This window comes from Frigoribacterium sp. Leaf8 (assembly GCF_001421165.1).
Classification (GTDB): Bacteria; Actinomycetota; Actinomycetes; order Actinomycetales; family Microbacteriaceae; genus Frigoribacterium.
The window spans coordinates 1,143,923-1,162,187 of sequence record NZ_LMKB01000005.1 but is presented as its reverse complement, the minus strand read 5'-3'; the positions used below and the strand labels follow the sequence as shown (position 1 = coordinate 1,162,187).

16 protein-coding genes are annotated in these 18,265 nt (G+C 73.5%); 8 read left to right on the top strand and 8 right to left on the bottom strand.

What is annotated here, in order from left to right; all coding sequences use genetic code 11:
* Nucleotides 1-56: 56 nt before the first annotated feature.
* Nucleotides 57-341 (bottom strand): hypothetical protein, encoded by a 285-nt coding sequence (locus tag ASL10_RS10065; RefSeq protein WP_043595140.1) that lies wholly within the window; start codon nt 339-341, stop codon nt 57-59.
* A 155-nt stretch (nt 342-496) separates the two neighbouring features.
* Between ASL10_RS10065 and ASL10_RS10060 the strand changes: the two genes are divergently transcribed.
* The 3 genes from ASL10_RS10060 (at nt 497) to ASL10_RS16680 (ending at nt 5,914) form a co-directional block, all read left to right on the top strand.
* Complete coding sequence (locus ASL10_RS10060; protein ID WP_056046780.1) at nt 497-832, top strand: hypothetical protein; 336 nt, start codon at nt 497-499, stop codon at nt 830-832.
* A 112-nt stretch (nt 833-944) separates the two neighbouring features.
* Entirely contained in the window at nt 945-2,336 is a 1,392-nt protein-coding gene (locus ASL10_RS10055; protein WP_082460339.1) for an LCP family protein, read from the top strand.
* Nucleotides 2,337-2,467: 131 nt separating this feature from the next.
* Nucleotides 2,468-5,914, top strand: coding sequence for an SdrD B-like domain-containing protein (locus ASL10_RS16680; protein WP_056046778.1), 3,447 nt, complete (start codon nt 2,468-2,470; stop codon nt 5,912-5,914).
* A gap of 60 nt (nt 5,915-5,974) precedes the next feature.
* Here the strand turns inward: ASL10_RS16680 and ASL10_RS10045 are convergent, their stop codons facing one another.
* The 4 genes from ASL10_RS10045 to ASL10_RS10030 form a co-directional block, all read right to left on the bottom strand.
* Entirely contained in the window at nt 5,975-6,958 is a 984-nt protein-coding gene (locus ASL10_RS10045; RefSeq protein WP_056046776.1) for an alpha/beta hydrolase, read from the bottom strand.
* Entirely contained in the window at nt 6,951-8,528 is a 1,578-nt protein-coding gene (locus ASL10_RS10040) for an MFS transporter (RefSeq protein WP_324289755.1), read from the bottom strand. Before ASL10_RS10040 ends, ASL10_RS10045 begins: the two co-directional genes overlap by 8 nt.
* Nucleotides 8,529-8,670: 142 nt before the next feature.
* Nucleotides 8,671-9,681: a helix-turn-helix domain-containing protein gene (locus ASL10_RS10035; RefSeq protein ID WP_157485364.1), complete on the bottom strand. Its 1,011-nt coding sequence runs from the start codon at nt 9,679-9,681 to the stop codon at nt 8,671-8,673.
* Nucleotides 9,682-9,933: 252 nt separating this feature from the next.
* Nucleotides 9,934-10,404: a GNAT family N-acetyltransferase gene (locus ASL10_RS10030; RefSeq protein ID WP_056046772.1), complete on the bottom strand. Its 471-nt coding sequence runs from the start codon at nt 10,402-10,404 to the stop codon at nt 9,934-9,936.
* Nucleotides 10,405-10,455: 51 nt separating this feature from the next.
* Here ASL10_RS10030 and ASL10_RS10025 point away from each other — a divergent pair, with 51 nt between their 5' ends.
* Complete coding sequence (locus tag ASL10_RS10025; RefSeq protein ID WP_056046770.1) at nt 10,456-11,052, top strand: TetR/AcrR family transcriptional regulator; 597 nt, start codon at nt 10,456-10,458, stop codon at nt 11,050-11,052.
* 24 nt (nt 11,053-11,076) lie between these two features.
* On the opposite strand, the gene ASL10_RS10020 is transcribed toward ASL10_RS10025, so the two are convergent.
* Complete coding sequence (locus ASL10_RS10020) at nt 11,077-11,727, bottom strand: NAD(P)-dependent oxidoreductase (RefSeq protein ID WP_056046768.1); 651 nt, start codon at nt 11,725-11,727, stop codon at nt 11,077-11,079.
* Nucleotides 11,728-11,789: 62 nt separating this feature from the next.
* Between ASL10_RS10020 and ASL10_RS10015 the strand changes: the two genes are divergently transcribed.
* The 4 genes from ASL10_RS10015 (at nt 11,790) to ASL10_RS10000 (ending at nt 16,178) form a co-directional block, all read left to right on the top strand.
* Entirely contained in the window at nt 11,790-12,392 is a 603-nt protein-coding gene (locus ASL10_RS10015) for a TetR/AcrR family transcriptional regulator (RefSeq protein ID WP_056046766.1), read from the top strand.
* Between the two features lie 74 nt (nt 12,393-12,466).
* Nucleotides 12,467-13,699: a DUF2254 domain-containing protein gene (locus tag ASL10_RS10010; protein ID WP_056046764.1), complete on the top strand. Its 1,233-nt coding sequence runs from the start codon at nt 12,467-12,469 to the stop codon at nt 13,697-13,699.
* A gap of 735 nt (nt 13,700-14,434) precedes the next feature.
* A complete protein-coding gene (locus ASL10_RS10005) occupies nt 14,435-14,866 on the top strand; it encodes a LexA family transcriptional regulator (RefSeq protein ID WP_148076764.1) in 432 nt (143 codons plus the stop codon).
* Complete coding sequence (locus ASL10_RS10000; RefSeq protein ID WP_056046762.1) at nt 14,859-16,178, top strand: Y-family DNA polymerase; 1,320 nt, start codon at nt 14,859-14,861, stop codon at nt 16,176-16,178. The genes ASL10_RS10005 and ASL10_RS10000 overlap by 8 nt, the downstream gene beginning before the upstream one ends.
* Here ASL10_RS10000 and ASL10_RS09995 read toward each other — a convergent pair.
* Together ASL10_RS09995 and ASL10_RS09990 are read right to left on the bottom strand one after the other, a co-directional pair.
* Nucleotides 16,165-17,517, bottom strand: coding sequence for an MFS transporter (locus tag ASL10_RS09995; protein WP_056046760.1), 1,353 nt, complete (start codon nt 17,515-17,517; stop codon nt 16,165-16,167). The two genes, ASL10_RS10000 and ASL10_RS09995, sit on opposite strands and share 14 nt — an antisense overlap.
* Nucleotides 17,514-18,047, bottom strand: coding sequence for a transcriptional regulator (locus ASL10_RS09990; RefSeq protein WP_056047848.1), 534 nt, complete (start codon nt 18,045-18,047; stop codon nt 17,514-17,516). The genes ASL10_RS09995 and ASL10_RS09990 overlap by 4 nt, the downstream gene beginning before the upstream one ends.
* Between the last annotated feature and the right edge of the window lie 218 nt (nt 18,048-18,265).

Genomic DNA, 18,265 nt, shown 5'->3' with positions numbered 1-18,265 from the left:
GGTGCGACGTCCAGTCGGCGGTGCGACACCACCCGAGGAGGCGCGGCGCGGCCGGGTCAGTCGAGCGTGCCCTGGTCGGACGACTTCTTGTGGGCGATGGCGTCGCGTTCGGCGGCGAGCGACGCGACGGTGGCCGGGTCGAGGGCGTCGTAGTCGACGAACGGGTCGGGCTGGCCCGTCTTGTCGGCGACGACCGCCGAGTAGGCCGAGACGGCGAGTCGCAGCTTGGCGGTCGCCCGACCGGCGCGCTTGCTCGACAGCGGTTTCTCTTGCATGACCTTGCGGTGGTGGTCGAGCGCCTCGACGAGGTCGCGGTGGGCCGTCTTGAGCTTTTTCGCCATGTGACGATCATGCCCACCCGGGGCCGATCTGCCAACACGGTCGTGGCCGCGGGGGACCGGTCGGGGGACAAGCCGCCGCGGGGGAGGAAGCGAGGCCCGGGTGCTTTCACAGCGGGCGGCCACACTGCCGTAACCTCCCGGGCGGACCATCAGGCATGATCTCGCTGACCGGAGTGATCCGCCCCACCGACGAGGTGGCCGTGCTGCACGTCGTCGAGCAGAAGCTCCGGCGGCACTTCCCGGCGTTGAGCGCCGCGTCCGAGGTGCTCGTGCTGCAGGCCTGGGGCCTGCCGGTCCGCGTCACCGAGCAGTTGGCGCGGCTGCGGCTCGACGTCGTCGTGGGCGACCAGGACGAGGCGGCCACGTTCCGCGACACGGTCGGCGCCGAGTTGCGTAGCTGGTCGGGGTCGGGGTCCGGCTCCCTGAGGGTCGACTGGACCGAGGACGTCCTCCCCGCCGTCGCGCCGGCCACGCTCGGCGAGACCGCCTGACCGCGACGGCCGGGGACGCCGACGGGGCGACCTCCGGGGTTTCCCGGCCCGCGCCTCCTATGCTTCGTCCCGACGAGGGTCTCCCGAGCCCTCTCTCGCCGAGGGGGCGCGCATGACCGACGACGGACGCACCGAGCGGGCCCTCGACGGCCACGACGACCCCTCCGATCGAGGAGGCGCGGTGCGGCAGGGCGGGATCGCCCGCCACGGTCGCCTCCGCCGTGGGCACCCCATGGCGTTCGCGGCGAAGGTGACGGCGGCCGCGCTGGCCGTGGTCCTCGTCAGCACGACCTCGATCGCGGCCATCGCCACGTGGCAGGTGCTGCAGGGTGCGAGGCCCACGGTGCAGCTCGCCGGACCCGACGGGTCGTCCGCCTCGCCCGTGCCGCAGCTGACGGCGCAGACCGGTGAGGTGAACCTGCTGCTGATCGGCACCGACACCCGCGAGGGGCTGGGCACCGGGTTCGACGACGCCGCCAACCAGCAGGCCAGCTCGGGGGCGGGCAAGAACGACTCCACGGTGCTCGTGCACATCTCCGAGGACCACACGAACATGGCGGTCGTGAGCTTCCCGCGCGACCTCATCGTGCCGATGCCGGCCTGCCCGAACGACGACGGCACGGTCAGCCCGGCGACCTCGGGCGCGATGCTGAACACCGCGCTGGGACGTGGCGGGCCGAAGAACGGACTGTCGTGCGTGGCCCAGACGATCGGACAGCTGACCGGACTGCAGATCGACTACGCGGGATCGATCACGTTCGAGGGGGTCGTGTCGATGGCCGACGCCATCGGCGGCGTCGAGGTGTGCCTGGCGACGCCGATCCGCGACACCGAGGTCCAGCCCGCACTCGACCTCCCGGCCGGCACGCGGACGTTGTCGGGGGCCGAGGCGGGGGCCTTCCTCCGCTCGCGCTACGGGGTCGGCGACTCGAGCGACCTCGGGCGGATCAGCAACCAACAGACGTTCCTCTCGGCGCTCGCCCGGCAGACGGTGTCGGCGGGGACGCTGACCGACCCGACCAAGGTGTTGGCGATCGCGAGGGTGGCGTTCGCCAACATGACGCTGAGCGACACGCTGGCCGACGCGTCGACCCTCGCCAAGCTCGCCCTCGCCGTGAACACGGTCGGGCTGTCGAACATGGTCTTCGTGCAGTACCCGGCGGTGGACGATCCCGCCGACCGCAACCGCGTGCTGGTCGACGAGTCGGCCGCGGCGGTGCTCGACGACGCCCTGCAGCGCAACCTGCCGCTGACCCTCTCGGCGGACAGCCTCGGACGGTCGGCGGTGCTCGACCCGGCCGCCCCGGCCGTGCCGGGTGTGTCGGCGTCTCCGTCCACGGGTGCCGGGGGCGAGCCGTCGGGCGAGGCGACCGACGGGGCGGTCGACGTCGTCCCGGGCGCCGGAGCGACCCCGGCGCCCACACCCGCACCGACCTCGGCGGCCCTCCCCGGGAACGTCTCGGGCCAGTCCGCCGACCAGGTCACCTGCGCCAAGCGCGACTGACGAGGGGTCGAGTCACCTTCTTCCGGGGGGTTCCCCCTGCCTTCGACGCGCCCTAGCATGGCAACCGACATGTGAACTCGAACATGTCACCTTCCGGGTGGCGTGTCGACGATCGGCGAAGGGGCCACACGATGAAGACGACCACATCGATCCGAGGGGTCGGTGCGACGGTGGCCCTGGCCATGGTCACCGCGGCCTTCGCGGCGACACCGGCCGCGGCGACACCGGCTGCCGCGGCACCGGCCGCGGCGACGCCCACCGCCACGGAGCCGGCTGCTCCGACGTCGGCCCCGGCTGCCGCCGCCTCGACCGCGACCGTCGACCTCGACATCGAGCGCCGCGCCGACGGCAGCGGCCCCTTCACGCCCGCCGAGGGCCCCGGTGCCGACGCCGGCGCCTCCAACGGCATCGTCCGCACCTTCGACGCCATCACCTACCGCGTCACCGTCAGCGCCAATGGCGGCTCGGTGACGAACGAGCGGTTCACCGTGACCGCACCCGACGGCACCACGTGGGCCGGGATGCCGAACACCTGCGAGGTCGACGGCTCCGCGATCGTCGGCCCCGAACTCACCTGCAACGTCGGCACCGTCGGCGAGGGGCAGGTCCTCGCGACCCCGGTCGTCCTGACCATCGACTCTCGGGCCGGCGGCGGCACGGTCGCCATCACGGGCACCGTGACCGGTGACGGCGTCGCCGAACCGGCAGGGCCCGTCACATCCGTGGCGACGACGGTCTCCGCGGCACCGCGCTTCGACCTCGCGAAATCCGTCGCGAACTCCACCTTCCACCCCGGTGTCGTCGGCCCCGACGGGACGGAGGGGACGGTCCTCCAGTACCCCGTGACCGTCGCGTGGGAGCCCGTGGTCCCCGGGCAGGGGCTCCTCGGCTATGAACGCTCGAGCGGCACCTTCACCTTCCAGGACGACGTCTCCCGGATGTTCGGCGACCTGCCGTCCCCCGCGGTCCTCTTCGGCCACGACGGGCGGGCCGCCTGCGGGCTCAACGACGGGCGCACCTTCCCGGTCCTCCCCGGCGGCAGCGGGGGGAGGTCCACGACGGTGCTGCACTCCGGCCGCTTCGAGTGCACGCAGTCCGCTCCGGGGCAGCCCGTCGAGGTGACCATCACGGGCACCGACACCGACATCACGCCGTCGAGGGGCATCCCCTCGCAGAGCGCCACCGGCCAGCCGATCCAGGGGGGCGTCAAGCCCTACGTGATCAGCGGGTACATCAGCATCTGGGTTCCCGCCCTCGATGCCGGCCAGTCCCTCATCGCGACCAACACCTTCACCCCGCTGCAGACGACGGGCATCAGCGGTTCGTCCAACTTCCCGGGCTCGACCGAGCCGCTGGCGAACAACTCGGTCGACCGCAACCTGTCGTTCTTCGTCCCGGGAGGGGGCTTCAAGCACCTCGGCCAGACCCGGGCGGACGGCTCCACCGCCGTCGGCTCCGCGAAGTCGGGAGACCCCTACGTCACCCCCGGGACGCGCCTCCGCTCCCAGGTCTCCCTCGCGAACAGGGGCGTCTCGGACTACGTCGGAGCGATCGCCTGCGACGTCTACGACAACCGCTTCCAACAGCTGACGACGCTGTTCGGCGAGCACGCCACCACCAACGGCTGGAACGAGGGCGTCCGCATCGAGTACGCGGCGTTCTCCTTCACGGACCCCACCGTCGGTCGGGACGCCACGTGCGACGACTCCGACGGCCCGTGGTACGACAGCCCCGACGACGTGCCCGGCGGTGTCGACGCGATCGGGAAGATCCGCGCCGTCGGGACGGTCGCCGGTGGGCGGGCCGGCAACCTCTTCAGCTACTTCGAGGTGCAGGCCGCCCCGAACGACACCCGCGTCCACGACTTCGGCTCGTTCTTCGACGGCACGAGCGCCTGGGTCCACGACACGGCGCCCGCGGCCAACGGTGTCGGGCCGCTGGCCGACAGCGTCATCGTCACGCAGGTCAGGGCCCGGGTCGTGAAGAAGGTCGTCGACCCCGGCACCACCGCCGAGACCACCCCCGACAAGACCGCGTTCGTCGTCGCCGGCACGAGCATGGACTACGCCCTCTACCCGACGCTGACGAACGCGACGGAGGGGGGCCGCCCCCAGGTCCTCACCGTGACGGACGTCCTGCCCGCGCACACGACGTACCAGCGTGGCTCGAGCTCCCTCGAACCGACGAGCGTCGAGACCACGACGATCGACGGTGAGCTCCACGAGACGATCGTCTGGACCCTCGAGGACGTCGTCCCCAACCGTCCGATCGCGCCCCTCACGTACCGGCTCGACGTGTCCGGGACGGCCCCGCCGGGGTCCGTGAACAACACCGCCCACGTCGCCGCCGACGACGACCTGTCGCCCGAAGGGCTCCGCACGGCACTCCGAGGCGTCCGCGTCGAGTCCTCGAGCGGCATCGGCGTCCAGAAGACCGCGGAGGAGCCCACCGTCGTCGTCGGCGACGACCTCGTCTGGACGCTCGAGTACCGCAACACCGACTCCGTCCCCATCGCGGCCGTCGACCTGATCGACGTCCTGCCCACCGTCGGGGCCAGCGGGGGGCAGGTCGAACTCGCCGCCCCGGTCGAGGTCGACCCCGACGCCGGTGAACGCGTCCGCTACACCACCGCTGCCCCGGGCGGCATCTCCTTGGACGGCGACGACCCGAGCAACGCCCCCGGGGGCGACACCGCCTGGTTCGACGCGTCCCGCATCGGGACGGGCGGCGACCAGGTGGCGCTCGAGGACGTCACCGCCGTCCGCATCCAGCGGACCACGGCCGTCGACGTCGGCGAGGTCGTCACGCACGACCTGACCGCGACGACGACGGAGGCACGTGACGGGGACGTCGTCACCAACCGCTTCGGCCTCCGCGCGACGAACCTCGCGCTCGCCGCGTTCTCGAACCGGGCCGCCATCACCGTCGTCGCCGGAGCCGTCGGCGACCGCGTGTGGGACGACGCGGACGCCGACGGGCTCCAGGGGCCTGCCGAGGCCGGCATCCCGTTCCTCCCGGTGACCCTCACCGGCACCGACGACCGGGGCCGTCGGGTCGAGCGGCGCACCACGACCGACGTCGCGGGCACGTACGTCTTTGACGGGCTCCGCCCGGGGGAGTACACCGTCGCCTTCTCCTCGCTGCTCGACCGGGCCTGGACCGCACGCCACCAGGGAGACGACGACACCGTCGACTCCGACGCCGGGCTCGACGGAACCGCGACGGTGGCGCTCTCGACCGTCCTCGAGGGGGACGAGCTCGTCGGGGTCGACCGGGACCTCGGCATCGACGCGGGCCTCCTGCCGGCCGTCGACCCGGGGGAGCCGGTCGATCCCGGTGTGCCGGTCGACCCGGGTGCCCCGGTCGACCCGGGCGCCCCCGTCGACCCGGAGGCACCCGTCGATGCCGTCGGTGCCGCGGGCACGACCTCGGACCCGTCGACCGGGCCCGGAGCGTCACGGGGTGACCGTCTGCTCGCCTTCACGGGCAGCGAACCGGCCGTCCTCGGCATCGCGGTGCTCGGCCTCCTCGGTCTCGGTGCGCTCCTCGCCCTCGCCGCGCGGCGGCGGGACTCCTGAGCGTGTCCCGTCGCCGCCGCGGCGCCCCCTGATCGTGACCGGGCTCCATCTCGGCCTCGATCAGGCGGCAGAGCCGAGGAGGCGCCCGGTCCAGTCCCGCAGGGCCGCGACGGCTCGGCGCGACAGGGTCGCCTGCGGCAGCATGCTCGCCGACCCGTGGAATGCCCCCGGCCACACGTGGAGCTCGGCCTGCACCCCGGCCGCCCAGAGCGCCCCCGCGTAGGCGACGGCTTCGTCGCGGAACACCTCCGCGCTGCCGCAGTCGACGTAGGCCGGTGGCAGGTCCGCGAGGTCGGTCGCGCGGCCGGGAGCGGCGTAGAACGACACGTCGTCGTCGTCACCGCGACGGCCGCCGAGGTAGGCGTCCCAGCCGAACCGGGTCATCTCCCGGTCGGCGACGCCCACCCCGTCGAACTGCCGGGCGGAGACGGTCGCGTCGCGGTCGTCGAGCATGGGGCTGACGAGCACCTGCCCGAGAAGGGCCGGGCCGCGTCGATCACGGGCCAGGAGCGCGGTGCCCGCGGCGAGCCCGCCCCCGGCGCTCTGGCCGACGACGACCACGCGGTCGGGGTCGACGCCGAGCTCGTCGGCGTGCTCGGCGACCCAGACGAGACCGGCGTAGCAGTCCTCGACCGGGTAGGGATCGGGGTGCTCGGGCGCGAGGCGGTAGTCGGGGCTGACGAGGACGACGTCGTGCACGAGCAGCCAGTCGTCGTACGAGTCGAGGTTGCCGAGGTGGTGGCCGAACATCATGCCGCCCCCGTGGATCGCGTAGGCGCAGGCCGCCGGCCCGGTGCGGCCGATCCGCTGGACGACCGCGAGGTCGATCGGGTCGCCGAGGTGCCCGGGGACGGTGATGCTGCGCCTCTCGAGACCGCGGGCGTGCAGTCCTTCGTCGAGCTGCGCCTCCGTCGTCTCGAGCTGTCGCATCCGGGGCAGCATCCCGGTCTCGAGGCGGAAGCGGCCGCGGGCGTCCATCGCCTCCAGGAAGGGCGCGAACTCGGGGTCGAACGGCGGACGGGGCAGGGCGGTGGTGTCAGGCACGGGAGGTCTCCTCGGTGGTGGTGGTGGAACGGGTCGGGGTCGAGAGCGGTCCGGGGGCGGGTTCGGTGCGGCCGGGGTCGCCGCGGCCGGGGTCGGTGCGACCGCGGTCGGCCCTGCCGTCGGCGGCCCGCGCACGGGTCGTCCCGACCGCGACGAGCGCGGCGGCGACGACGGCGAGCCCGAGGGCCGCGACCGTCAGGGCGTCCTGGAACGTGGCCAGACGTGCGGCCGTCCAGGTGGTCGTGGTGATGCTGCCGCCGACGAGCACGGCGACGACCGTCCCGGCCACGGTGACGGCGGCACCGCTCGCGAGCTCGCTCGACGTGTCGACCAGGGCGGCACCGACCGAGGTGCGGTCGGCGGGCAGGCCGGTGAGCACCGAGGCGCCCGCGACGACCCCGACCACGCGCATCCCCGCCGCGACCAGCACGAGCGCGACGAGCACCCACACGTACCCGTGGCGACCCAGGGCGCCGAAGACCGCGAGGCCCGCGACGACCGACGCCGCGCTGATCCCCGCCGCCCGGGCCAGACCGACCCGCCGGACGAACGGCCCGACGAGGCGCCCGCCGGCGAGCAGCACGACGACCTGCGGAAGCGTCCCCACGGCGGCCAGGGCCGGCGGCCAGCCCCAGGCGAACTGCAGCTGGAGCGTCACCAGGTACGAGAGCCCGGCGACGGCGAGGCCCGACGCCGCCTTGAACGCGAGGCCGCTCGACACCAACGGACGGGCGAGCAGCGAGAGGTCGACCACCGGGTGCCGGGCGGACCGCTCCCGGGCCACGAACCCGACGGCGCCGACGACGGTCACGGCGACGCCGAGCCACCCCCACCCGGAGGTGCCACCCGACTCCACGAGGACGGTCGGCGTCACGAGGGCGGTGGACACGGTCGCCGTGCCGAGCAGCGCTCCGGCGACGTCGACCGGGTCGCGTCGGAGCCCCGCGGGGTCGTCCCGGGCGACACCGAGCCCGATGCCGACCAGGGCCAGGACGGCGATCGGCGCGTCGGCGAGCAGCAGCACCTGCCACGGGGCGACGGCCAGCACGAACCCGCCGACCGTCGGTCCGACGGCGAGTCCGACGAGCCCCGCGGTCGAGATGACGGTCAGCGCGCGGACGCGCAGGCCCTCGTCGTCGAAGAGGCGGAACGCCAGCGCCATCGACCCCGGTGTGGTCATCGCGGCCGCGACCCCCATGAGCACGCGAACGGCGACGAGTTCCCCGGTCGTCGTGACCGCCGCGGTGGCGAGGCTCGCCGCGGCCAGCAGGACGAGTCCCGTCATCATCACGCGGCGGCGGCCGACGCGGTCGGCGACGGCGCCGAACAGCAGCATGAGCCCGCCGAAGGCGACCGAGTAGGCGGCGGACACCCACTGCAGGCCCGTCGTCGAGGCGTCCAGCTCGCGGCCGATCGTCGGCAGCGCGACGTTCAGCACCGAGTTGTCGAGCATCTCGAACAGGAACACCGCGGACAACCCGGCGAGGGCGATCCAGGCGTCCGAGAGGCGAGGAGGCGCGTCGCCGGTGCGGAGGCCGGCGCGGCGGACGAGGTGGGGGCTGGGCGACACGAGGGCGCACTCCTTCGAGGGAAGAAGTGGCGGATCGTCCGATGCCGCGTGCGGGTGCGTCGCGGATCGCGACGCCTTTTACCTCAGTGAGGGAGACGATACACGGACCACCGGCGATGACGGAACCCGCGCCTCCGACCGCTCAGCGCGCCAGGGTGTCCTTCGGGTGCTCGCCGAAGCGGGCCAGGTACGCGGCCGAGAACCGGCCCATGTTCCCGAAGCCCCAGCGGCCGGCGACCTCCGAGACGAGGGTCGTCCCCGGGTCGCCCGCGACGAGGTCCTGGCGCACCCGGTCGAGGCGGACGTGTCTCAGGTACTTCGACGGACTGGAGCCCAGGTGCTCGTTCATCAGTTGCTGCAGGGTCCGGGTGTGCATGCCGGCTGCCGTGGCGATGTCCGCCGACGAGATCGCCTGATCGGCGTAGGCGTGGACGTACTCGGCGGCGAGTCGCAGGCGTTTCGTCCGCTCGGTGCGCAGGGTGTCGGGGACGTCGACCGCTCGCCACGGGAACACGTCCAGCAGCGTCCTGACGATCGCCGTCTGGGCGCCGTGGCGGGCGAGGGGAGGGGTCCGCGGGTCGACGATCGTCGGGGTGGCGGCGCCGAGGGTGCGCTGCCAGGCGGCGAGGGCGACGTCGCTCGGCACGGCGGCGTAGTCGAAGACGATCCGTTGCGCCGGCCCGCCGTGGCGTTCGGTGGCGACCTCCTCGAAGAAGGCGCCGTCTATGTGGACGATGCCGTGCCGGTGGGGCGTCATGACGAACGAGAACGACGTCTCGGTCGGGGTCAGGAACGGCCGGGTGCCCACGCTGGTGAGTTGCCCGGTGGGGTGGTCGATGGTCACGGACCCCTGCTGGAACCAGGACACGACGTAGTCCCGGGACCACGGGATCGTGCCCTGCAGGTGACCGGTGAAGGTGCCGGTCTGCAGGGCCAGACGGGCGTCGCCGGCGGAGGCGAAGCGGAACGCGAACGGCTCCGGGCCGACGCGGGCGCGGAAGTCGCGTCCGGCGAGGACCGTCTGCAGACTGTCGCGCGCCTCCTCGACGTCGTCGCTCGACCAGGCGTCCCGGCGGAACTCGTCCGGTGCGCGCTCGTCCGGTGCGCGTTCGTCGGGCGCCGGTCCGGTCGCGGGCATGTAGGTGCTGGGCACGGTGATCTCCTGGTCCTCCTCTCCGGGTCGCACGCTGGTGGGACGTGGCCTCAGCAATGGGGACGAGGGTCGAGCAGGTTTCGTCACGAATCGCCGACGGGAGGTCTGACGGACACGATGCCGCATCTACCGGCGGCTGTCCCTACCCCAGAAGACGTGCCCCGCCCCGAGAGGGATGCCCCGCCGCGGGTCGGGAGGGCGCCTGCGGGTCGGCAGGGCGCCTGCGGGTCGACGGGGTGCCGCGGCCGCGGCTCAGACGTCGCGGGCGAAGCAGACCGACTCGGCCGACCCGGCGTACGAGCCGAAGAGCGGGATGCTCTCGTAGCCCTCTCGTTCGTAGAAGCGGATGGCGTCCGGCTGGAGGATGCCCGTCTCGAGCACGATCCGGCGGGAGCCCAGGTCGCGAGCGGCGTCCTCGAGGGCTCGGAGGACGGCGGTCGCGACCCCCGATCCCCGCGCCTCGGGCGAGACGTACATGCGTTTGACCTCGACCGTGGCCGGGCCGACCACCGTGTCGGCGAGAGGGCGCAGGCCACCGCAGGCGATCGGCCGGCCGTCGTCCGCGCGGGCGACGAGGAACACCGGGACGTCGGCCGCCGACGGCGGCGTGCCCGGCTCGTGGTCGTCGCTGCCGTACCGGGCGTCGAGTTCGACCCGCTGTGCGCGGCGGAGGCCGTCGGCGTCGGGGTGGTCGAAGGGGGTCCGGGTGATCGTCCAGCGCATGGGTCGTCCTTTCGTGACAACCGTTACGGTAACATGCGTTACGATCACGGGATGAGCAGGACGCGTGACGTGGACGACACCCGGAGGCGTCTCTCGGACGCCGTGTTCACGACCCTCGCCGAGCGCGGGCCGACGGGGCTCACCCTCCGCGCGGTCGCCGAACGGGCGGGCTGCACCACGGGCCTCGTCCTGCACACCTTCCGGGACAAGCAGGCCCTGCTGCTCCACGCCCGGGACGTGCTCCACGAGCGCACCCGCGAGCGCTCGGACGCGCTCGAGGGCGATGCCGGCGACGCGGTGGCCGCCGTACGCGCCGTCGTCCTGGGCACCCTGCCGACCGACGACGAGCGTCTCGCCGAGGCCCGCGTGTGGGTCGGCTTCCTGGCCGCGGCGCTCGACGATCCCGTCCTGGCCGAGCGGCACGCCCTCGCCAGCCGCGCCTTCGCCGACCGTCTGACGCGACTGCTCGGGGTCGGTGATCCCGGGGGCCACGACGAGGCGGGCACCCGGGCGGCGGCCCTCGTCGCGGCGGTGGAGGGGGTCTCGAGCCTGGCGACCGGCGACCCCGGCCGCTGGACCGCGGCGCGCCAGGTGCAGGCTCTCGAGGTCGTCCTCGCCGCCGCCCTGCGGACCAGCGCCCCGCGGTAGTCGATCAGCAGCTCCGGTGGTCGATCAGCCCCGCCGGTAGCGGCTGCCGTCGCAGGTGTGGACGGCCGAATCATCGAAGAGCAGCCGCAGGTCGTAGGCGGCGCAGTCGGCGAACGTGCCGATGCTGATGAACGAGGAGGAGCGGTGCAGTTCGCCCTTGGACGGGCCGTCGGAGCCGATGCCGGCCCGGTGGACCATCCACTCGACGTCACGGGCGTCCTGGTCGAGGTAGCGCATGACGGCCTCGTTGTCCTCGTGCTGGCCGATGTACGCGCGGGCGATCGTGCTGCGGACGATCCGCAGCACCGGTGCGAGGGGCTTGCCCGGTGCCGCGCTCAGGCCCCCGGCCTGGTACAGGAGTCGCCGCGTGCCGCTGCGGCGCATGGCGGGGACGAGCGCTCGGACGAAGGTCGCGTTCACCTGCCGCTCGCGTTGGGCGGCCGCGTCCCCGACCATCATCACGACGGCGTCGACGCCGCCGAGCAGGGCGTCGAGGTCGAGGTCGTCGTCGAGGGAGCCCTGGACGACCTCGAGGTCGTCGTGCTCGATCGCGAGCTTGCCGGGCGTCCGCGCGAGAGCGCGGAGTCGATGCCCGGCGTCGAGTGCCAGTCGCGTGAAGTGCTGCCCGGTCTGCCCCGTGGCGCCGAGCACGAGGAGGGTGCGTGGAGTCGTCATGGCCTCAATCTAGGCGGTGTCTAGTATCTAGTCAATGACTAGTCGGGGATTAGGATCGAGGCATGACGCAGCGGCCCTTCCACCACGGGAACCTGCGCGCCGTGCTGCTGGACGAGGCGATCGAGGTCGTGCGCGAGTCCGGCGTCGACGGCCTCTCGCTCCGCGACCTCGCCCGTCGGGCCGGGGTCAGTCACGGTGCCCCCCGGAGCCACTTCGTCGATCGGCAGGCGCTGCTCGACGCGCTCGCCGGAGCCGGGTTCGAGCGGCTCACCACCGCGGTCCGACGCGCGCTCGACGGCGGGGGAGGTCGGACGGAACGCCTCCATCGCGTCGCCCGGGCCTACGTCGACTTCGCCGTCGACGATGCCGCGCTGATGGAGCTCATGTTCCAGACCAAGGTGACGACGAAGCCCGAGGCCGTGCACGAGGCGGCGGGCACCCTCTTCGCCGTCCTCGACGGAGCCCTGGGGCCGACGGAGTCCGAGGCGTCCGGTGACGAGTCGCGCGACCACTTCAAGATGCTCTTCGCGGCGACGATGCAGGGGATCGCCTCGCTGGTCGCCTCCGGCCGCATCGAGCGCCCCCTCGGGGACCGCCTGGTGGGCACGGCCATGGACACGATGCTCGACTCCGACCTCGGACGGCGCGTGGTCACGACCCGCTGATCGGCGGGGGCGTCGGTGGCGGCGTCCTCCCCTCCGGCGGTGCCCGGCGGGAGGCACCGTCTACGCTCGGCGGCATGCTGTCGTTGACCCGCGTGCGGGAGTCGTTCTGGTTCCTGCCCGCCGTGTTCGGGCTCGTCGCCGTCGTCCTCGCCGAGGTGTTGGTGACGGTCGACAGGTCCCTGCCGACGACGGTGACCGAGGGGCTGCCGCTGCTGGGTGCCCTCAGCGCCTCCGGGGGACGGTCGTTGCTCTCGGGCATCGGGACGTCGATGCTGACCGTGGCCGGGACGTCGTTCTCGATCACGATCTCGGTGCTCGCCACGACGTCGTCGACCTACGGCCCGCGACTCGTCCGCAACTTCATGGCCGACCGTGCCAACCAGTTCGTGCTGGCGACCTTCACCTCGACCTTCCTCTACTGCATCGTCGTGATGCGCACCGTCCACACCGAGGTCGACGACACCAGCGCGTTCGTCCCGGTGATCGCCGTCCACGTCGCGGTCCTGCTCAGCGTGTTCGACGTGGGGGTGCTGGTCTTCTTCATCCACCACATCGCCGGTTCGGTGCAGATCACCTCGTTGCAGGCGCGCGTGCTCGACGACCTCCGGGCCGTGACCGACGTCGTCTACCCCACGAGCCCCGCCGACGACGTCAGCCAGGAGGCGCGGGTCCGGTCCTCGGCGGACGGTCCGCTCCCGGCCGACGCGGCCGTCGTCCGTGCCGACGCCGACGGCTACGTGCAGACCGTCGCGTTCGAGGCGCTCCGACGCGTCGCCGTGCGTGACGGCCTCGTCGTGGAGGTCGTCGCGATGCCCGGCCGGTACGTGATCGTGGGGGACCCGCTCGCGGTGACCAGCGCCTCCCCGGGGTCCGACACGGTCCGTGAACTGCGACGGGCGACCACCCTGGGGCCCGCCCGGACGCCTCACCAGGACGTCGGGTTCGCCCTGCAGCAACTCGTCGAGATCGCCGTGCGCGGTCTCGCCTCGGGGAGCAACGACCCGTACACCGCGGTGAGCGCGCTCGACATGTCGGCCGGAGTGCTCGTCCCGCTGTGGCGTCGGGGCGAGCCCGTCACGGCGCTGCTGGACGACCGGGGTGCACCCGCCGTCCTCGTCACGTGGCCGTCGGTGGAGGCGCTCGTCGACTCGCTGTTCCACACCGTCCGCACCTACGCCCCCGACCAACCGGCCGTGCTGGCGGCCGCGCTGCGCCTCGTCGAGCGGCTCGACGAGGTGGCCCCGTCGGCCCGCGCCGGTCGACTGGTCGATCACGGGACCGCCCTCCGGGACGCCCTCGCCGGCTGAGGCTCCCGCCGCCGACGACCGCACGCGCCTGCGTGCCGGGGGGCGGGGCTCGGCAGTGCGGACGTGCACGTCGCGTCGTGACCGTGCCGTGCGCTCGGGTCGTCACGCACTCGTGTCGGCAACTCCGGGCTGGTGCCGCAGCGCCGAATCCCGGGCCCCGAGTCCCGGGGCTCGCGCAGCTCGGTGCGACACCAGGCAGGAATTGCCCGCACCGCGAGGCGACGCGCAGGGCGGGTTGAGCGGGGCGCCGGGGTGCCAGGGTGGCGGCGGGGCGTGCCGGGGGTGCGGGCGGGCTCGGCTCCGGTCGGGACCGCGCGTCACCATGATCCGCGTCGGCAACTCCGGGATGGTGCCGCAGCGCGAATACCCGGGCCCGGAGGCTCGGGGCCGCCGCGGAACGTCGCAGCACGAGGCAGGAATTGCCCGCACCGCACCGCACCGCGTGGCGACGCGCAGGGCGGGGTGCCGGAGTGCCGGGGCGGCGGGGGGTGGCCCGAGGTGCCGGGGCGGGACGTCGTGCCGGTGGCGCGGCACTCGTGGGGTCGGTGGTCGCGGTGGTGCGGCACCCGCGGGGTCGGCGGTCGCGGCGGGGCGGCCGTCCCGGCGCGGAGCGCGGTGTCGGTGGTCTGACGTAGCGTCCTCGGTGGGAGGCGTGATGAGAGATCACCGGCAGTCGTCCGTGCGAACCGGCGTGCGCCTCCTCGGCGACCCCCGTGCCGGGTGCGAGGGCACACGGTGACCGCCGTCATCGGCCCCGTCGGGGGCGACGAACGTCCCGACCACCTGTTGCCGCAGCAGGCCGCCGAAGCCGTCCACGCCGGTTTCCCCTCTCCGGCGCAGGGCTACTACAACGGGCCGGTCGACCTCAACCGGCACCTGATGCGCGACCCCACCGCGACGTTCCTGGTGCGGGTCAGCGGCGACAGCATGACCGGCGCCGGCATCTTCGACGGTGACGAGCTCGTCGTCGACCGGGGGCTCGACGCCCACGACGGCCACGTGGTCGTCGCGGTCGTCAACGCCGAGCTCACCGTCAAGCGCCTCTCGTACCGGCAGGGGCAGATGGTGCTCAGCCCCGAGAACCCGGCCTACCCCGAGATCGTGCTGTCCGAGCTCGACGAGGCGACGATCTGGGGCGTCGTGACGAGGTGCCTGCACCGTGTCTGAGTCCGCTACGACATCCCGGTCGACCGCGTCCGAGCGCAGCGTCGCCATCGTCGACGCCAACAACTTCTACGTGTCGTGCGAGCGCGTCTTCAACCCGGCCCTCGAAGGGCGGCCGGTGGTCGTGCTGTCGAACAACGACGGCTGCGTCATCGCCCGTTCGCAAGAGGCGAAGGCGCTGAACGTCGACATGGCGGCACCGTGGCACAGCATCGCCCCGATCGCGGCGATGCAGGGCGTGGTCGCGGTGTCGAGCAACTACGAGCTCTACGGCGACATGTCGGCGCGGTCGGCCGAGATCCTGAGTCGGTACACCAGCGACCAAGAGGTGTACTCGATCGACGAGTCGTTCATCGAGCTGACCGGTTCGCTCGACGACACGATCGCCCAGGCCCGCGAGATCCGCCGCGCCCTGCGCAAGCTCATCGGCCTACCCGTCAGCATCGGCATCGCCCCGACCAAGACCCTGGCCAAACTCGCCAACCGGGGTTCGAAACAGAACGCCGCCCTCGCCGGCGTCTGCCACCTGGGCAGCTACGCCCCCGAGCAGCAGACGGCGATCCTCGCGAGCGTCGACGTCGGCGACGTCTGGGGCATCGGTCGCCGCACCGCGAAGAAGCTCGCGCCGCTCGGCATCCACACCGCGGCCGACCTCCGCGACGCCGACGCCGCCCGCATCCGCACGCGCTTCGGCGTCGTGCAGGCCCGGGTCGTGCACGAACTGCGCGGGGTCGACTGCCTGCCGATCGAGCAGGTGCAGCCCGACCGTGAGCAGATCTACCACTCGCGGTCGTTCGCGGTGCCCATCACGACCGTCACCGAGCTCGAAGAGGTCCTGTCGGTCTACACGCAGCGAGCCGCGGCCCGGTTGCGCGGGCAGGGGTCGTTGACGCGCATGATGCGGTGCTTCACCGCGACCTCGCCGTTCTCCGACAGCGCCGCCCACACGAACCACTCGGTGTCGGTGGCGTTCCCCGAGCCCACCGACGACGCCGCCCTGCTGTACCGCTCGGCCATCGCCGCCCTCGGGCCGCAGCTCGAACCCGGCAAGCGCTACGTCCGGGCGGGCGTCACCCTGATGGAGCTCACCCCGCGCGACGAACATGCGAGCCTCGACGTCTTCGGCGAGGCCGACGCGGCACCGCCCGCCTACGGCGCCGTCATCGACCGCATCGCCGGCAAGTTCGGCGAGGACACCCTGGGGCTCGGCATCGCGGGTCTCCGCCACCGTCGCGGGTGGTCGATGAAGCGCGACATGGTGTCGCCCCGCGCCACCACCCACTGGGACGAGTTGGCGACCGTCAGGGCTCGGTGACCCGTGGGCGCACCTCGTCGGTCGTCAGTCGGCGGACACCCGGCGTCGAGACGGCCGCGAGGGTCGCCGCCACGATGATCGCGGCGCAGACGAGCAGCGTCGGACGCGTGCCGACGTACTGCGCCGCCGGCCCCGCGAACACCTCACCGAGCGGCACGGCCACGAACGAGCCGACCATGTCGTACGAGTAGACCCGGGCCAGGGAGGCGCGGGGCACGTGGCTCTGCAACGACTGGTCCCACGAGATGGCGAAGATCTCGAGGGCGACGCCGCCCAACAGGAAGGCCACCACCAGCGCGGGCACCACCGGAGCCAGTCCGAGCGTCGCCACCGGCACCGCCGTCACGGCCATCAGCCCCACGCCCACGGCGAGGCCGTGCCGTGGCCGCCAGCGCAGGGCGATGACGGCTCCGAGGCCGAGCCCGACCGTCTGGGCCGCGACGACCAACCCCCAGGCCGCCCGCCCGAACGACCCGTCCGCCACGACGGGGCCCAGCACCGTCGTCGCCCCCACGAACGCGGCGTTCAGCACCGCGAACTGCGCCACCACGATCCAGACCCACGAGCGCCGGGTGAACTCCTGCCACCCCTCGCGCAGATCGGCGATCACCGACGGGCCCGAGCCCGGGCCTGAGCCAGCGCCCGCCCCAGCGCCCGCCCCCGCGCCCGCGCCCGCGCCGGAGCCGACCCCGCCGCGCGACGGGCTGCCGGGCCGGACGGGCAGCCGCAGCCGCGAGTACAGCACGCCCGCGAGGGCGAAGCCCGCCGCGTCGACGGCGAGGCCCCAGCCCGGACCGACCACCGCCACGATCCCCGCCCCCGCCGACGCCCCGACGACGCTGCCGCCGTTGAGGCCGAGGCGCAGCAGCGCGTTGGCGGGCCGCAGCAGGGCGTCGGGCACCGTCTCGGGCACGAGGGCCGCCGCCGCGGGCAGGCTCACGGCCGCGACCGCCCCGTTCAGCACGCTCAGCACGACGAGCAGCGGGATCGTCGCCGACCCCGTGACGACGAGGGAGGCGACGACGGCCTGGGTCCCGGCGGCGGCGAGCGACGTCCCGACGAGCACGACGTCTCGCCGCAGCCGGTCGGCGATCACGCCGCCGAAGAGCAGCACCGCGACGTTGGCGATCGACCGGGCCGCGACGACCAGGCCGAGGTCGGCCGCTGACCCGGTCAGGTCGAGCACGGCGAACGCGAGGGCGATCGGGGCGACGGCGTTGCCGAGCACGCCCGTCGTCCGAGCCGCGAGCAGCCAGCGGAACGGGCCGTGTGCGAGGGGACCCCGGCGGTCGTGAGGGGCCCGGGGGACCGAGGAGGCGCCTCCTGCGTCCCCGGTCACGGTCGCCTCATCGGGAACAGGGCGGCCGTCATCGACACCGGGTTCGTGCCCGGCGTCCGGGGGCGCTGCGCGGCGGCGTGCAGGAGGGCGGAGGCGTGACCCACGTGGCGCACGACCCGCTGCCAGGTCTCGGGGTCGACCCAGAGCTCGGCGTCGGTCGAGATCTGGGGGCCATCCGCCCGCCGCGGGGAGCGGCGACGCAGCTCGTCGGCCAGGGCGTCGACGTAGCGGGCGCGTTCGGCGTCGGTGTCGTCGTCGGTCCCGTCGACGGAGGGCGGGACGACGGGGAACGGCTGCGCCGACGAGAGGTGCCGGTAGCGCTTGGCCTCGCCGCCGCGGATCGTGACCACCTCGACGACCTCGACGAGACCCACGCGCTCGAGCACGCGCAGGTGGTAGCTCGCCGTCGCCTGCGACAGCCCGAGCTCGCGACCGGCCTCGGCGGCGCTCATCGCGACGCCGGTCAGGAGCGACAGGAGGCGCAGGCGGATCGGGTGGGCCGTGGCGCGGAGTTCGTCGAGTGCGGACATGCGGCCATCGTGCAGGCCGACGCGTCCGACCGTCAAACGGGTCTTTGGGGGTCGACTCCGCCACCTCGTGCCGGATGGTCGACGACCTCCATCCGGGCGAGCGACGCCGAGGGGGTGCGCGCTACTTCGAGGTCGCGAGCCCCACGAGGGCGGCCGAGATGAGGCCGGCGCCGACGACCGAGATGGCGATGATGAGGACGTGGAAGAACAGGACCATG

Bases quoted from the DNA above. Each gene is read 5' to 3' on its own strand.
- ASL10_RS10065 (WP_043595140.1), bottom strand. From the start codon at position 341: ATGGCGAAAAAGCTCAAGACGGCCCACCGCGACCTCGTCGAGGCGCTC.
- ASL10_RS10060 (WP_056046780.1), top strand. From the start codon at position 497: ATGATCTCGCTGACCGGAGTGATCCGCCCCACCGACGAGGTGGCCGTG.
- ASL10_RS10055 (WP_082460339.1), top strand. From the start codon at position 945: ATGACCGACGACGGACGCACCGAGCGGGCCCTCGACGGCCACGACGAC.
- ASL10_RS16680 (WP_056046778.1), top strand. From the start codon at position 2,468: ATGAAGACGACCACATCGATCCGAGGGGTCGGTGCGACGGTGGCCCTG.
- ASL10_RS10030 (WP_056046772.1), bottom strand. From the start codon at position 10,404: ATGCGCTGGACGATCACCCGGACCCCCTTCGACCACCCCGACGCCGAC.
- ASL10_RS10025 (WP_056046770.1), top strand. From the start codon at position 10,456: ATGAGCAGGACGCGTGACGTGGACGACACCCGGAGGCGTCTCTCGGAC.
- ASL10_RS10020 (WP_056046768.1), bottom strand. From the start codon at position 11,727: ATGACGACTCCACGCACCCTCCTCGTGCTCGGCGCCACGGGGCAGACC.
- ASL10_RS10015 (WP_056046766.1), top strand. From the start codon at position 11,790: ATGACGCAGCGGCCCTTCCACCACGGGAACCTGCGCGCCGTGCTGCTG.
- ASL10_RS10010 (WP_056046764.1), top strand. From the start codon at position 12,467: ATGCTGTCGTTGACCCGCGTGCGGGAGTCGTTCTGGTTCCTGCCCGCC.
- ASL10_RS09990 (WP_056047848.1), bottom strand. From the start codon at position 18,047: ATGTCCGCACTCGACGAACTCCGCGCCACGGCCCACCCGATCCGCCTG.